The organism is Treponema putidum (assembly GCF_000755145.1).
GTDB classification, from domain to species: domain Bacteria; phylum Spirochaetota; class Spirochaetia; order Treponematales; family Treponemataceae; genus Treponema_B; species Treponema_B putidum.
Genome location: NZ_CP009228.1, coordinates 1,163,080 through 1,178,618 on the forward strand (window position 1 = coordinate 1,163,080; position 15,539 = coordinate 1,178,618).

The 15,539-nt window shown below is 38.5% G+C and carries 13 protein-coding genes, 1 tRNA gene and 2 pseudogenes; 9 read left to right on the forward strand and 7 right to left on the reverse strand.

Annotated features, from left to right (window positions below):
* Window positions 1-162: 162 nt before the first annotated feature.
* Both JO40_RS05075 and JO40_RS05080 read left to right on the forward strand, forming a co-directional pair.
* The gene (locus tag JO40_RS05075; protein WP_044978396.1) at window positions 163-600 is read left to right on the forward strand and encodes a Dps family protein; all 438 of its coding nucleotides are present in this window, start codon (window positions 163-165) and stop codon (window positions 598-600) included.
* 16 nt (window positions 601-616) lie between these two features.
* A complete protein-coding gene (locus JO40_RS05080; protein ID WP_044978397.1) occupies window positions 617-1,264 on the forward strand; it encodes a peroxiredoxin in 648 nt (215 codons plus the stop codon).
* A 102-nt stretch (window positions 1,265-1,366) separates the two neighbouring features.
* Here JO40_RS05080 and folD read toward each other — a convergent pair whose 3' ends face one another.
* The gene (folD, locus tag JO40_RS05085; RefSeq protein WP_044978398.1) at window positions 1,367-2,248 is read right to left on the reverse strand and encodes a bifunctional methylenetetrahydrofolate dehydrogenase/methenyltetrahydrofolate cyclohydrolase FolD; all 882 of its coding nucleotides are present in this window, start codon (window positions 2,246-2,248) and stop codon (window positions 1,367-1,369) included.
* 207 nt (window positions 2,249-2,455) lie between these two features.
* On the opposite strand from folD, the gene JO40_RS05090 reads away from it, so the two are divergent.
* From JO40_RS05090 to JO40_RS05100, 3 genes and pseudogenes are all read left to right on the forward strand, one after another.
* The gene (locus tag JO40_RS05090) at window positions 2,456-3,070 is read left to right on the forward strand and encodes a TP0733 family outer membrane beta-barrel protein (protein ID WP_044978399.1); all 615 of its coding nucleotides are present in this window, start codon (window positions 2,456-2,458) and stop codon (window positions 3,068-3,070) included.
* A gap of 18 nt (window positions 3,071-3,088) precedes the next feature.
* The gene (locus JO40_RS05095; protein WP_044978400.1) at window positions 3,089-4,111 is read left to right on the forward strand and encodes a hypothetical protein; all 1,023 of its coding nucleotides are present in this window, start codon (window positions 3,089-3,091) and stop codon (window positions 4,109-4,111) included.
* A pseudogene (locus tag JO40_RS05100) lies at window positions 4,056-5,426 on the forward strand (AAA family ATPase); the annotation flags it as partial. The gene JO40_RS05095 and the pseudogene JO40_RS05100, both read left to right, overlap by 56 nt.
* A gap of 64 nt (window positions 5,427-5,490) precedes the next feature.
* Here JO40_RS05100 and JO40_RS05105 read toward each other — a convergent pair.
* The 3 genes and pseudogenes from JO40_RS05105 to JO40_RS05115 all read right to left on the reverse strand — a co-directional run bounded on the left by JO40_RS05105 (window position 5,491) and on the right by JO40_RS05115 (window position 8,927).
* Window positions 5,491-6,519 (reverse strand): M42 family metallopeptidase, encoded by a 1,029-nt coding sequence (locus JO40_RS05105; protein ID WP_044978402.1) that lies wholly within the window; start codon window positions 6,517-6,519, stop codon window positions 5,491-5,493.
* Window positions 6,520-6,606: 87 nt separating this feature from the next.
* A complete protein-coding gene (locus tag JO40_RS05110) occupies window positions 6,607-7,137 on the reverse strand; it encodes a LysM peptidoglycan-binding domain-containing protein (protein WP_044978403.1) in 531 nt (176 codons plus the stop codon).
* 124 nt (window positions 7,138-7,261) lie between these two features.
* Window positions 7,262-8,927: pseudogene (locus tag JO40_RS05115) on the reverse strand (formate--tetrahydrofolate ligase).
* Window positions 8,928-9,216: 289 nt separating this feature from the next.
* Between JO40_RS05115 and JO40_RS05120 the strand changes: the two are divergent.
* The 3 genes from JO40_RS05120 to JO40_RS05130 are packed head-to-tail and all read left to right on the forward strand — an operon-like array spanning window position 9,217 to window position 12,211.
* Window positions 9,217-10,569: a glycine--tRNA ligase gene (locus tag JO40_RS05120; protein WP_044978404.1), complete on the forward strand. Its 1,353-nt coding sequence runs from the start codon at window positions 9,217-9,219 to the stop codon at window positions 10,567-10,569.
* Between the two features lie 15 nt (window positions 10,570-10,584).
* On the forward strand, window positions 10,585-11,586 hold the full coding sequence (locus JO40_RS05125) for a CDP-alcohol phosphatidyltransferase family protein (RefSeq protein WP_044978405.1): 1,002 nt from the start codon (window positions 10,585-10,587) through the stop codon (window positions 11,584-11,586).
* Window positions 11,587-11,641: 55 nt separating this feature from the next.
* The gene (locus tag JO40_RS05130; RefSeq protein WP_044978406.1) at window positions 11,642-12,211 is read left to right on the forward strand and encodes a hypothetical protein; all 570 of its coding nucleotides are present in this window, start codon (window positions 11,642-11,644) and stop codon (window positions 12,209-12,211) included.
* Window positions 12,212-12,243: 32 nt separating this feature from the next.
* Here JO40_RS05130 and JO40_RS05135 read toward each other — a convergent pair whose 3' ends face one another.
* From JO40_RS05135 to JO40_RS05145, 3 genes are read right to left on the reverse strand one after another with little or no spacing between them, the layout of a single operon-like run.
* Window positions 12,244-13,143: a GNAT family N-acetyltransferase gene (locus JO40_RS05135; RefSeq protein WP_044978407.1), complete on the reverse strand. Its 900-nt coding sequence runs from the start codon at window positions 13,141-13,143 to the stop codon at window positions 12,244-12,246.
* 10 nt (window positions 13,144-13,153) lie between these two features.
* Complete coding sequence (locus tag JO40_RS05140; protein WP_245609017.1) at window positions 13,154-14,890, reverse strand: glycoside hydrolase family 3 protein; 1,737 nt, start codon at window positions 14,888-14,890, stop codon at window positions 13,154-13,156.
* Complete coding sequence (locus JO40_RS05145; protein ID WP_044978408.1) at window positions 14,835-15,293, reverse strand: hypothetical protein; 459 nt, start codon at window positions 15,291-15,293, stop codon at window positions 14,835-14,837. Before JO40_RS05145 ends, JO40_RS05140 begins: the two co-directional genes overlap by 56 nt.
* An 82-nt stretch (window positions 15,294-15,375) precedes the next feature.
* On the opposite strand from JO40_RS05145, the gene JO40_RS05150 reads away from it, so the two are divergent.
* A tRNA-Cys gene (locus tag JO40_RS05150) sits at window positions 15,376-15,447 on the forward strand.
* Window positions 15,448-15,539 lie beyond the last annotated feature (92 nt).

Here is a 15,539-nt window from a genome sequence, read left to right on the forward strand (position 1 = left end):
TGATATATCAGTGAAAATTTTATTTAAAACAATCTTTTTTATTAAAATTCCAAATATTTCGATAAAAATTCCCTTATTTTTGCTTAAAAAAGCTTTTTTCCTTAAATTTTATGCTTAGCATAGATTTTGCTTGTATATAAATGAACAAATATGGAGGTGTTTATGAACAATATAACTAAAAGATTATCAGTACATACTGCCGACTTAGCGGTTCTTTATGTAAAATTACATAATTATCACTGGCACGTTGAAGGTATTGATTTTAAACCAGTGCATGAAATGATAGAATCATATTATGAAACTATTAGCGATTTCTATGATTCGGTTGCTGAAAGAATTCTACAGCTAAACGAAAAAGCTCCTTCTTCAATGAAAGAGTATTTGGCTGTGACAGGAATTGAAGAAGAAACAAACAAATCTTTTAAAAGCGTAGAAGCTCTTAAAAAAATCTTGGCTGATTTTGAGTACCTTGTAAAAGAAATAAAGGTAACTCGGATTGAAGCTGCAGACAGTAATGATGCATCTACAGACGGAATCCTTAGCGGGATTATCGAATATTTTGACAAACAAATATGGATGTTAAAATCCGCTTTAAAATAATTTTAAGGAGAAAATTATGGAACACATGGCAATGAATATGCCCCTTTTAGGGGATGATTTCCCTCAGTTAGAGGTTTCAACAACACACGGGCATCTTAATCTTCCCGGTGATCTTAAAGGCAGCTGGTTTGTGCTTTTTAGCCATCCTGCAGATTTTACCCCCGTATGCACTACGGAATTTGTAGCTTTTCAAAAACTTATGCCTGAGTTTGAAAAACTAGGAGTAAAACTTATCGGCCTTTCAATTGACCAAATACAGAGCCATTTAAAATGGATTGAGTGGATTAAGGAAAAGCTCGGTGTTGAGATTACCTTCCCTGTAATTGCTGCTAATGACAGTGTTGCAAATAAGATTGGTCTCTTGCACCCCGGAAAAGGTACTAACACTGTTCGAGCCGTATTTATCGTTGATCCTAACGGAAAAGTTAGACTTGTTATTTATTATCCGCAGGAAATCGGCCGAAATATGGAAGAAATTGTTAGAGCCGTTAAAGCTCTGCAAACATCCGATAAAAATAAAGTTGCTTTGCCTGCCGACTGGCCTAATAACGGCTTAATCAAGGACAAGGTTATCATTCCGCCGCCTCCCACAGAAGCGGAAGCTAAAAAGCGCTTAAAGGAATATGACGGTTATGACTTCTGGTTTTGCCACAAGTCTTTATAATCTTAAAGTGATTTAAAAAAGTAATTTAAAAATCAAAAATCCCCGAGTTGATAATCTCAATTCGGGGATTTTGTAGTTTTAACGGAACTAAAACAACTCGGCTTATTCCAAACCGTTTTGCCTTTTTGCGGCGATAAGAGTATTTGCAACGAGCATGGCGATGGTCATGGGGCCTACTCCCTTTGGAACGGGTGTTATTGCAGAAGCAATTTCGCAGGCTGGCTCAAAGTCTACATCGCCTACAAGCCTAAAGCCGCTTTTTTTGGTACTGTCATCAATCCGGTTTACACCGACATCTATAACGACAGCTCCCTTTTTAATCATATCGGCTTTAATAAATTTAGGCTTTCCCATAGCAGCAATCAGTATATCCGCTTCTTTTGTTACTTCGGCTAAATTTTTTGTACCGCTATGGCAAACGGTTACCGTTGCGTTTACATCCTTATTCATCATCAAAACGGAAAGAGGCTTTCCTACAATGTTGGAGCGGCCTACGATAACGGCCTTAGCCCCCTTAGTTTCAACACCGGCTCTTTTTAAAAGATGAATTACACCGTGGGGGGTGCAAGGAATAAAGGTATCATGTCCCAAAAGGAGTTTTCCGACATTTACAGGATGGAATCCGTCTACATCTTTTTCGGGATTTATGGCTTCAATTACAGCATCAGGATCGATTTGCTTAGGTAACGGCAACTGCACTAAAATACCGTTTATAAGTTTGTCTGCATTCAGTTCTTTTATAAGTTTTAGTAACTCATCCTGAGTTGTCGTTTCAGGTAGTCTGAATGTTCTGTCATTCATACCTACTTCATGAAGGGCGTTTGTTTTTCCCTTTACATAAGATTGGGAGGCAGGGTCATTTCCTACCAAAATAACGGCTAAGGTGGGCTGGACACCCTTTGCCTTTATTTTTTCTACATCTTTTGCAACATCTGCCCTTAAATCTGCCGCTATCTGGGCACCGTCAATAATTTTTGCACTCATTTTTTCCCTCCGTAAATAATTGTATAAGTAACTATTATTCTCCTTGTTTGTTCTACGCTCGTAATAGTTTTGAAAAACAAGGACTTTCTATATTATCTTATAGATATAATGTTATAACATAATAAGATTTTGTTCAAGACTTACATATAGACATTCTTGTAAAAAATACGATATACTATATTCTATCAAGCTAGAGGTGAACTAAACGTGAAGAAATTTATTTTCTGTATTCTTATAAGCATTTTTTTTATTCCGATTTTTGCACAAGATGAGGGAGAGGTTCCTTCAAACAGCAAAATAGACGGTAGTGCGGTGTTTCGGCCTGTCAGGCAAGGCGATAAATTTATAAAAATAGGCCTATCCCTAGGAATACCTCTTTTTAATACTTCTGCTAGCAAATTTGCGATTAAGCCTAATATTTGGCCGGGCGGTACTATCAATGCCGCTTTTGGGTATTATATTCTTGACGGATTTTCTTTGGGAGGAAGTATAAGTTTTCAGTTTTATCCTACATTGGCAAAAAACCTTTACTTTGCCGTACCCATAACCTTTGATATGGCTTATACCTTTGCTGCCGGAAAATGGCGCTTCCCTCTTGGCGGAGGTATAGGGGCTGCCGTTCAGTCTTATAGCGGAAACGGGGCTCAATACTTTGGGATGATTTTTAGGTTTGATGCAGGAACTTACTATCAATTTTCTCCTGAATGGTCATTCGGAGGCGATGTATCTTGGAATGTTGTTCCTGAGTGGCACAAGGATAAATCAAATAACCGAACAGGAAACTTTTTAGGCATAAGCTTTGCCGCCAGATATCATCTTTAATTAAACGGAGAATTCAGCATGAAATTTAGGAAATTAATTTTTATTTTAATACCGCTTATTTTTATCGGCTTTATGTCTTGTAATGATCGCCCCATATTTGCTGCTATTGAACAAGAAATAGAATTAAACAATTTTTCCGTTGCGGGGAATGTATTAAGTTTGCTGGAGGTGAACAATAATGTTTATGCTGCAAATCTGGGCGGCGTTTATTCAAAATCAAAAACTTCCGACGGCTCTTGGTCAAAAATTTTAAGCGCCCAAGGTACTCAACAGCTTGCAAGTAACGGTACCGTGGCATTTGCTTGTTTTGCTTCAGGAAGTGTAAAATATTATGAAAACGGAAGCTGGAAGGATGTTCCCAATTCTGAAAATATACGCATTATTGCCGGTAATAAGATTGTTTTCGGCTATGATTCAAGCCAAAAACAAGTTTTTAAGATAGAAGAAACAGGTCTTAGCACTTCTATAGATACAGGCAAAGTAGATTCCTTATCAGCGGCAGGAAACTATGTTTTAGTAAAATCGGGAAGTTCTGAAAAGCTATATAAAAATGGTGTTTCCTCAGCGGTCCCTGATTTGCCGAGCGGTGCAAAAGCTATTTGTCCTGCCGGAGCTGACAATGAAATTTTTGTATTGGCCGGATCAACAATCTATTATTATGATGGAAGTACCTTTAGCTCTTCAATACCAATATCCGGAAGCCCTGACAATATTTCATACTTTAAAGCCGGAACACGAAAAACCATATTGATAGGCTGCGCCGAAGGATATACCGAGGTACAGTTGGATGGTTCTACCCCGATTAACCTATCAAATGCAAAACAGCTTAACCCCGGTAATTCCGGTTCTACAACGCCCTCCGGTTCCTATTCCCAATATCAAACCACTCTTGGAAGTTATTATTCATTTCCTCTGTTGGGCGTTTCTAGAGGTGGGGATGAGTATGCCGTATTTATGGGCATCTATTCAGGCGTGATTCAACGAAATGCCGGTCTATGGGGCTTTTATAGCGATAAAAAACGCGAATGGAACCGTGAGTAAGGATCTTTTTGAAGCTGCAGCTTCAAGTTCTAAACAAAATGAACCTCTTGCCTCCAGAATGAGGCCCCTTAATTTGGATGAATATGTGGGGCAGGAGCATATTATCGGAGAGGGGTGTCTTTTAAGGAGGGCAATCCAAGCCGATAGGCTTTCTTCGGTTATTTTTTTCGGCCCTCCCGGCACGGGAAAAACCACCCTCGCCCGAGTTATCGCAAATACCACCAAAAGCAATTTTTTAAGTTTAAATGCCGTTTTAGCAGGAGTACAGCAGATAAGGGAAGCTATATCCAATGCTGAAGAAAATAAAAAACTCTACAACCGCAAGACTATTCTTTTTGTGGATGAGGTTCACCGCTGGAATAAGTCCCAACAGGACGCCCTCCTGCCATGGGTAGAAAACGGTACGATAATTTTAATCGGTGCTACAACTGAAAATCCTTATTTTGAGGTAAACAAGGCTCTTGTAAGCCGCAGCCGAGTTTTTGAATTAAAACCTTTAACCGATGATGATCTAAAAAAAGTTGTACAATTTGCTCTGGCAAATAAAGAAAGAGGTTACGGTAATTGGAAAATAGAATTTGAAGAAGGAGCCTTGGCTCATCTTATTGATACGGCATCCGGCGATGCAAGAAGTCTTTTAAACGCTCTTGAACTTGCTATTGAAACCAGCGTAGACCATTGGCCCCCTGAAGAAAATTTTAAAATCACGATTAGTTTAAAAGCAGCCGAAGAAAGCATCCAAAAGAAGGTTGTCTTATACGATAGAGACGGGGATTATCATTATGATGTTATAAGCGCCTTTATAAAATCGATCAGGGGCAGCGATCCCGATGCGGCCGTTTACTGGCTTGCCCGTATGATAGCGGCAGGAGAAGACCCAAGGTTTATATTCCGGCGAATGTTAATTTCTGCCTGCGAAGATATAGGGCTTGCTTCTCCGGGGGCTGTAAGCGTAGTTGCAGGTGCGGCCGAAGCCTTTGACAGGGTCGGTATGCCTGAAGGCAGGTATCATCTAGCCCATGCTGCCCTTTATTTGGCGACCTGCCCTAAATCAAACAGTGCAGAAGCCTTTTTTAAAGCCCTCGATTGTGTTCAAAAAGAGAATAAAGAAGTGCCTAATCACCTAAAAGATTCAAGCCGTGATGGAGAAGCTCTAGGTCATGGTGAAGGCTATTTATATCCTCATGCCTTTGAAGGGCATTGGGTCAAACAGCAATACCTTCCGGATGGGCTTGAGGGCACTCATTTTTATGAGCCGAGTGACCAGGGTTATGAAGGCAAAATAAAACCGGAAATTTTAAAAAAGCGGCAAAGCTAAAGACTTGCAGCCTTATAGATTTACCGCTATTCAACGTTATTGATTAAAAAGTTAAATTCACCTATTCACTCATCAGATAAGCATATAATAGGTTTATAGTTTCTTTATAGGAATCGATATGTGTCCGCTCATAATGATGTGTTGCGTTTACTCCCGGGCCCATACAGGCAAAGTTAATATCAAATCCCTGCAATACGTACATACTTGCATCCGAGCCGTATCTGAACATAACATCGGTTCTGTAGTTTATTTTATTTTGAATAGCAAGGTTTTCAAGTCTATGCCTAAAACCGAAGTCGTATGGGGTGCGTGAATCCTTAGCGATGATGGTTACTGCATGTTCATCCGAATTTTGCTCACCTCCGACCGTTCCGATGTCGAGGGCTAATACTTCAAAACATTCTTTAGGAATACCGTAAAAACCGTGTCCTATTTCTTCATAATTGCTTATAAAAAAATGTGTTGTATAAGCCGGTTTTTCGCCTTTTTCTTTTAGGGCCTTACAAGCGGCAAAAAGCATACCGATACAAGCCTTATCATCCAAATGACGGGATTTTATGTAGCCGTCTTCGGTTTCGACCGTGCGGGGCTCAAAGGCTACAAAGTCTCCTATATTTACACCAAGAGCCAGAGTTTCTTCCTTTGAGTGAGTTTCCGCATCAAGGCGGACTTCAAAGGTTTCTAAGTTTCTTTCTTCCTTTTCGATAGCTTCAAATATGTGAACAGAGGCTTTTTCGGGAAGGCCGGTCCCTGTGATGACCTTGCCGGTTCGTGTAATGATGTAAAGGTTTTCGCCTTCAATGCTGTTAAAAGCTATACCGCCTATGGCAGCAAGTTTTAAGCAGCCGTTAGGTTTTATTTGTCGTACCATTGCACCTAGGGTGTCGGCATGGGCTGAAACAACTCTGTGTTTAGCTGTGTTTTTTCCTTCAATAGTTCCATAAATGGCACCCTTATTCGTTTCGGTATATTTTATGCCTAATGAATCGAATTCTTTTTTTATTCGGTCTATGGCATTTTTTGTATAGCCTCCGGGACTGTGTATCTGTAAAAGCTCTTTTGAAAACTCAACTGCATATCTGATATTCATAAATTAAATTCTCCTAATTATCTTGTTTATAAGTATTTACTGCCGGAAATAAAAAAAACTTCCTCCCTAGGGAGGAAGTTGATAAGATTAAAACTCTTTAAGTCTTCGTCTCAAGGATTCGGCTACTCCTGTTCTAGCTTCGTCCTCATAAATTTTGATACATTTTTCAAACTCAGGTCTTGCAAGCATTTTTGAAGGCGAGTGCTGCATAAAAAGATCAAAATCAGGGATTAAAAGTTTCATTTTCGGTGTAAGCTTGTCCGGATGTTGAACCTTACCGGGGTTAATTGCCATAATTATGGGGAAATAGTAAGCTTTTTCTCTTGTCCCATAAAATTTCAAAGCAATTTCGGATAAAGTATCTCCTTGTGCTACTACATATTCCTTTACAGGAACATCTCTGGGTTCTTCAACGACAGGTGTAGGTTCGGGTTGCGGTTCCGGTGTAGGTTCGGGTTGCGGTTCCGGTGTAGGCTCAGGTTGTGCTTCCGGTACAGGTTCTTCTACAACTACAGGAGCCGGTTTTTCTTCAGGGGGAGGAGTCGGAGGTGTTCCGCAGCTCGTAAAAATAAAAGAAAAAACAGCCAATAAGGTTAAAATTTTCAAAATGTTTTTCATTTTTTACTCCTTAAATAATCGATAATTTATAAATTTGCTTTTCTGCAAACTTATAAATTGCTATTTTATTATTATACAACATTATTTAAGAAAAATCAAATAATATCGTATATTTTTATAAGTTTTATGACAAGCCTTCTATGTTTCCGTTTACAAGGTCAATTCTAACGGCCTGCGGATCTTTCGGAAGTCCAGGCATTCTCATCATATCTCCCATAATGGCTACAATCATTTCAGAACCGGAATTTAAAACGATGTCTCTGACATTCATTTCAAAGCCTTTAGGAACGCCGTAAAGTTTAGGATCCGATGAGAAAGAGTACTGCGTTTTTGCAATACAAACGGGGAAGCCTGCCATTCCGGCTTCTTCAATCTTTTTAATCATCTTGTCGGCAGCTCCCGAATATGTAACATCAGCGGCACCGTAGATTTCTTTACAGATCTTTCCTATCTTTGTTTTGATTGAATCCTTATCTTCGTAAACGAATTTTAAGGGCTTCGACGGATTGGTTTCGATTGTCTTTACGACAAGCTCAGCAAGTTCAACAGCACCCTTTCCTCCTTCAACAAAGGCATTGTTGACGGCAAAGCCTACACCCTGAGCTTCGCAGTGCTTTTTAACCAGTTCCAATTCGGAATCAAGGTCATACCCGTATCGGTTAAGGGCGACTATTACGGTTTGTCCGAATTTTTTCATGTTTTCGATGTGCTTATCCAAGTTTGCAAGGCCTTTTTTGAGGGCTTCTGCGTTGGGTTTGGATATTTCTTTTTCGGGAACATCCCCGTGCATTTTTAAACCGCCCGTAGTGGCCGCAATTACGGTCAATTTGGGGTTTAAGCCGGCCTTTCGGCACTTGATATCGAAGAATTTTTCGGCACCGAGGTCTGCAGCAAAGCCTGCTTCGGTAATTACATATTCACCGTAGGTAAGAGCCGTTTTTGTTGCGATTACCGAGTTACAGCCGTGGGCTATGTTTGCAAAGGGGCCGCCGTGGATAAAGGCGGGTGTGTTTTCAGTGGTTTGTACAAGGTTTGGATTGATTGCGTTCTTTAAAAGAACTACAATAGAACCTGCAATTCCTAAATCCTTTACGGTTACAGCCTTATCTTCCGTATCGTAGCCTAAAATAATATTTTCGATTCTGCGGCGCAGATCTTCAATATCTTTTGCAAGACAGAAAATGGCCATAATTTCGGAAGCCGGTGTAATATCAAAGCCGGATTCCATAACTACGCCGTTGCCGTCTCCTAAGCCGGTAACAATTTGGCGTAAGTTTCTGTCATTTACGTCCAGAACCCTCTTCCAAAGAATCTTCTTAATGGCCTTAGGTGTTCCTTGAGTTCTGAAGATGTAGTTGTCAAAAAGGGCGCTTATCATGTTATGTGCCGAGGTGATTGCATGGAAGTCTCCGGTAAAGTGGAGGTTAATGTCTTCCATAGGTAAAACTTGGGCATAGCCCCCTCCTGCGGCACCTCCCTTCATACCGAAACAGGGTCCTAAAGAAGGCTCCCGCAAAGCTGCTACAGCCTTTTTCCCTATTTTGTTTAAGCCTAAGGCTAGACCGATTGACACGGTTGTCTTCCCTATCCCTGCCTTTGTAGGAGTGATGGCGGTAACAAGGATTAGATTATTCTTTTTTACCTTTGCATCATCTATAACACTGTAGGGAACCTTGGCTATGTATTTTCCATAGGGAATGACATTATCGTCATGAATCCCTAAACCGTCTGCAATTTCAGCGATTTTTTTTTAGCTTCGCTTCTCTAGCTATTTCTATATCAGTTTTCATACAAATATTATGACATAAAAAGAGGATATTTACAAGCTGTGATAGTTTTTTTTCACCGAAATAAATGTTTTACAATCGTACCTCTCGTGCCCAAGTGTCAAATGTTTACAGCTTTTCCGGACGAGATGTTTTTTCCCCTAAATTTCGGCTTTTGGGGTTTTTGGGGCGGTCTTGTATAATTATAAAAAAAATATTATAATCTTCAATCAATACTGCAATTACTTATACGGAAAAAACTTTTTTCGGAAGCTGAAGCTTCCTGCAAAAATTTTTTATAGGAGATAAATTTATGGAAGATCATAAAATTTCAATGGAAAAAATTGTAAGTCTTTGTAAAAGAAGAGGATTTGTTTTTCAGTCATCCGAAATTTATGGAGGGCAAAACGGTGCATGGGATTACGGCCCCTTGGGGATAGAGTTAAAAAATAATGTTTCCCGTGCTTGGTGGAAAGAGATGACCCAACTTCATGACAATATCGTAGGGCTGGATGCTGCAATTTTGATGCATCCCCGTACATGGGAGGCTTCCGGCCATGTTGAAAATTTTACCGATCCTTTGGTCGATTGCAAAAAATGTAAATCCCGTTTTAGGGCAGATCATTTACCTCCTGAAAACCTTGAAAAAAGAATTTGTCCCGATTGCGGCGGCGAGCTCACCGATACCAGAAAATTCAATCTTATGTTTAAAACTCACATCGGCCCCACAGACGATAATTCAAGCGTTATCTATCTTCGCCCCGAAACTGCCCAAGGCATTTATGTAAACTATAAAAATATTATCCAGTCAAATCGAATGAAGATTCCATTCGGTATTGCCCAAATCGGAAAGGCTTTTAGAAACGAAATTGTTACAAAAAACTTTATTTTTAGAACCTGCGAATTTGAACAGATGGAGATGCAGTTTTTTGTAAAGCCCGGAACTGATGACGAGTGGTTCAACTATTGGAAAAAACAACGCTGGGCTTTCTATGAAAAGTACGGGGTAAGAACAAATAAACTTCAATGGCATCAGCACGGCAAAGATGAGCTTGCGCATTATGCAAAAGATGCTTATGATATTGAATACGAATTCCCGATGGGCTTTAAGGAGCTTGAAGGTGTTCACAACCGTACAAACTATGACCTTACACGTCATACCGAGTATTCCGGCAAAGATATGCAATACATTGATCAAGATAACGGAAATGAAAAATATATTCCGTACATAATTGAAACTTCGGCAGGTCTAACACGGAATGTTCTTATGTTTATTTGCGATGCCTACGATGAAGAAAAGGTTGCAGATAAGGGAAACGATGATGACTGGAGAACCGTATTACACTTTCATCCTAATATTGCCCCTATAACCGTAGCTGTTCTTCCTTTGATGAAAAAAGACGGGCTTGCTGAATTGGCCGAAGAAATTCGAAATGAGCTTAAAGAGGAATTTAAAACCGACTATGACCAGTCAGGAGCTATCGGAAAAAGATACCGCCGTCAGGATGAGGTCGGAACTCCTTTTTGTGTAACTGTAGATTATGATTCAAAAGAAGACAATACGGTTACCTTGCGCTTTAGAGATTCTATGGAACAAGTTAGAATTCCCAGAACCGAATTAATTGCAAGAATAAAGACTGAAATTAAAAACTATAAAAGAGTATAGTAAAAAGAGCAGAAAATGGAAAACTACTCCTACAGTGCAGAGGACAAGTCATTACTTACGCCTCTGCTCTATAAATATTTTGTATTTCCCCTTGTAAGAATTTTACCTGAATCGATTCCGGCAAATATAATAACGGTATTTTCAAACAGTTTTATACTTATTTCTTTTTTTATTGCCTATATAAATTATCTGCAGGATACGTATAAATTTTTGTGGCTCATACCGGTTTTGTGTTGGTCATATATTGTAGGGGACTGTTCGGATGGTGTGCAGGCAAGACGGACAAAAACAGGGTCTCCATTGGGAGAGTATCTTGATCATTTTTTGGATAGCTTTGTTACGGGATTTCTTACCGGCATTTTAATGCTTTGCTTTAGAGTTACAAATCCTATTTTGCTTTTTTGTGTATATCAGTTTTTATATTTGGGACAAATAGGAACATTTTGGGGCCGTTTTAAAAACGGGGTGATGCAGTTTGCTGCTTTTAGTACGAGTGAAGGAATTATGGCGATTTCCCTCATGTCGGCTCTTGCCTCTGTAGGTTTTATACGTGAAGCAAGCGTAAAAAATATTTTGTTCGGTGTTAGTATTCCATACATAATTATTTTTGCAGGTTTTGGAGCGGCTTGGTTTACGGGTTTAACTGAGATTTTTAAAACTAAGAGGTACAGTATACGTTTATTTTTGCATATCGTTTTTTCAGCTTTAATAGGGGCGGTTTTAGTTTGGTATGTAAAAGCTTCAATATTTACACAAACTGTAATTATTACATTTTATAATGTTCTGTTTATTCAATCGGTACTATCGGCTACGGCAGAAAAATTAAAAGAATCTTTTCCGGATTTTTTAGTGCCTTTAAGTTGTCTTCTTTATTTTATTTTTTTTGAATATAGTATTATTATTTCAATTATTCAAGGTTCATATCTTTTAGTTAGAATAGTAATAAGATTTTTAATATTTTTTAAAAAATATAAACATTGTTGGTATTGGAAAAATCCTCTCCCTACAAAAAAATAAATAAAAATGCTTTTAAGGTATTGACAAAATCCTGATAAAATAGCAAGGTATACCTATGGTTGGTCAGATATTTAATGATGAATTTTTAATGTCTCCTGAGATAAAAGATATAGCAGTGTTTGAAATCCCGAAGTTTATAGATGCTGCAGATGATGAAGTGGTCTCATCAGCTTTGAAAATCTCCAAGGCTTTTGGCCGATCAGCATCTTTTGAAATTTACACGGATGAGACCAAGACAGATTCAGAAAAAAACTTGATAGAAAGTTTTATGAAAAATATCCGGCTTCTTGTTCAAAAAACATGGGTTGAAAAAGATGATGAAGAATGTAAAGAAGATACCTTGTATAGAATAAATTCTTTATGTGAAAAATTGACTATATCTGAAAAACCTTCCGTCTATAAAGAATCATTTGATGAGTGTTTTGCAATTTTGCAAGATGTGGTTGCTCTTCTTTTCGGAGATATGGTAAAGGCAGATTCTTTTGTAGAATATGCTTTTCGTATAGACCCTGCTTTCGGTTTTTTTTGGTATTATGTTACACGCCTTTCAAAGGTTGAAATTATTTCCGATGTAAAAGCTAGGTATGCCGTTTTGCTTGCGATGTTCTTTTTGGCAAATTTTTAAAATAAGCTCTTTTGAATTTTCAATTGTTATTTCTAAAAATATGAGATTCTAAAATCACATGATTCGGTAAATCCTATTTTTTTGTACATTTGCCTCGCAGCCGAGTTTTTAATTTTTACAAAGAGGGCACATTTTTTTTTATATTGAAAACAGTCGTTTACGAGCATCATCATATTGGCTGTTCCGACCCCCTTGTTCCGGTACTCAGGAATTGTAAAAACTCCGCCTATTTGGTTCCAGTTAAAACCTGAAGCGTTTATTCCGGCCTTTGAGATATATCGGCCGTTCTTTTTTACTGCATATAGAGCATGGCTGTTTATTCTTTTTTTTAATAGCTTTAAGCATGATTCATAAGAGGCTTTTACTCCGGGTGCTAAAACCTCCGATTCATTGTAATCTATTTCCATTGGGCAAAGAATTTCCGCATCTTCGATAGGAGGTTTTAAAAACTCTAAGGTTGACTTTAAATTATGGGAGGCTTTCATACAAAAGCCGTTTGTTTGATTCGGCTTATTTTCACTTAGAGTAAGAAGTTTATAGTTTTCAAATCTGGCCGGTACAAGAGATAGGCTTTGTTTTATTAGTTTTTCCAAATAAATGGAAGTGTTTTTTTCTCCCATTACTGAAAGCGGTTCTGCTTGTTTTAAAAAAATATTTTTGATATATTCTGCAATATCGTCAGTAATTTCTTTAGTAAAACAATGGAGCAAAACGCCGTGGGCTGCCAATAGCAAAACACCTATAAATTCTTTATCTCTTGAAAAAAAAGCTTCGGCTTTTATAAAGGTAAAAAAATCTTGATCAGTATCAAAAAATCTTTTTTGCTTTTTCAGACATTCGGTAAGGTTTACACAGAGGTGTTCATGGGGAAGAATCAGGTTTATAAACTTGTCTATATTTTTTTTTGTGAGCGGTACATGAAAAAAAATCATTTAGGTGTTCCTATTTTATTCCCGAAATAGGTAATTTTCCGTTAGGGGTGAAGTCGCCGCAGAGAGCCCCGAAGGCCGCGGTAAAGGAAGCCGGTGAATAGCTATAAATGGCGATTGCCGTTTGGGCATCAGGCACCTTCGCCAAAAATGCAGGAGATAGAACTGAGATAATGATGTATTTTTTCTTAGGGTATTTACTCATTATTTTTTGTAAAACACTTAAAGAATATTTGTCGGACAGGCAAAATATAATTGTATCAAAGTTTTGTACATGGTAATAGGCGGAATCGACTTCTATTATTTTTGCTTTTGGAAAACGTTTTAAACCGTATTTAAAAAAATCTTTATAGTCAGAGACAAGAAGAATATCTCCATTTTCTTCAGGCTTAAAAGGGATATCGGCATCCCGAACTATTGTGGTGGAACGGCCTGCTAAACTTAAAAAGAATTTTTGACCTTCTTTGTCGGGAATTCTTTCATCCAGTTTTTCCATATCAGGTATAATGGGAACATGATTGCTGCTTTTAAAATATTTTAATTTTTCAAGCAAAATACGAAAAGCCGCATCTTTTACTCTATCTTTAAATTGGGGTTCGTCTTTCATAGCCTTAATATTATCCTTCCAAAAGGCTTGATAATGCCGCGGTGTTGTAGAAGATTCAATGATGTCATTTCCTGCTTCAAGAGCTAACTTTACGGCCTTTGCAATTCCGCCTGCAAAATTCATAGCTCCATGCATCATCATATCATCGGTAATTATAAGTCCCTTAAAGCCCAGTTCGCCTCTAAGTATGTCCATTAAAAGATATTTGGAAAATGTTGCCGGTTCTCCATTAGGTAAAATTGATGAAAAGTTTAAGTGCCCTGTCATAATTGCGGGTACATCCGCATCTATTAGATACTTAAAGGGAATCAGCTCTCTGTTGCGGAATGTTTCTTCGGATATGTCGATTTTAGGCAGACGGCCGTGACTGTCGATGCTGGTATCTCCGTGACCCGGAAAATGCTTTGCTGTTGTAAGAACGCCTGCAGCCCTGCTTCCTCTAACAAAGGCTGCTCCTAGTATTCCTGCGGCATGAGGGGAGTCTCCAAAGGAGCGTGGGCCTATTATTGATGAGTCATGATCCGTTAAAAGGTCTACTGCCGGTGCAAAGTTTAGGTTTATGCCGAGAGCACTTATTTCGCGGGAAATATAATAACCTGAATAGTAAGAATCTTGAGGTATGCCTGACGCTCCTATTGCAAGATTTCCGGGCGTTTCCGAGGTTAGGCCTTTTACATGTCTAACCCAGCCTCCTTCTTGATCCGTTGCTACAAAAAGAGGAATACCGAATCTGCCCTCAAGAGATTTTTTTTGTAAAATGGAAATAGATTTAGCAAGTTTGCGGGAGTCTCCCGTATTCCAGCCGAAGACCTTGATGCTGCCCAGCCCCGATTCTTCAATCCATGAAAAGAGTAAGTCCCCCGGATCTTGACCTGCCCACCCGAACATAAAGGTTTGAGCTAAAAGTTCCTCATCGGTCATGTTGTCGATTATTTCGGCCGCCAGTTTTTCATTCGGCACATTATCATAAAAATTCGGCAGTTTTTTTGCTGCCGGATTGGAATTCAAATTAAGCAATAATAAAAAAATATAAATAAAAAACAAAATATTTTTTTTAAATTTGAGCCTTTTATTTTCATAAGTTTGTTTATTCCAGCCAGTAAACCTTATCCGGCGCTTTTTCCGTAAGGAAAAAATTTTCATATCGATTTGATGATTCTACACGAACATCATCGGGGAAATATGTTGAATGCAAAAACCAAACAACATCTAAAATGTCTCCAAAAGAGTCTGAACATGAATACCTGTAATAAAGCTCTATATCATCATCTTCTAATATTTTTCTTCTTTCGGGATCGGTTTTGGTATCGGGGTCTATGGCTTCCCGGATATTGCTTCGTAAGCCTCCATACCATGCATGTGTTACCGACAAAAGATTAAGACGTTTTTCTTTGTCCATTTTATAAAGTTCATAGACTCCCGACATTGCGGGAACGGCACGGTTAATCTTGTACTTATCAGCCTTAGTAAGAGGCGACCATGTGAGAATGTAGTGAGGCTGATTTTTAAACATCTTCTTTATAATTACAGGTTCCATTTCAAACATTGAGGCATTATACTATTTTTTTATTAAAATTGCTATAAGGCCTTGTCAAAGTTTGTATTTTTTGATATACTGTCAACACTTCGGCGCCGTACCCAAGTGGTAAGGGACAGGTCTGCAAAACCTTCATTCATCAGTTCGATTCTGATCGGCGCCTTCCCCATTTTTTAGTTTTTTTTCATAATGGGAGCCTCTTCACAGAGGTTCCCCTCCTTTTTTAATTTTAAGCCCTTTTATATATTTTCCTTT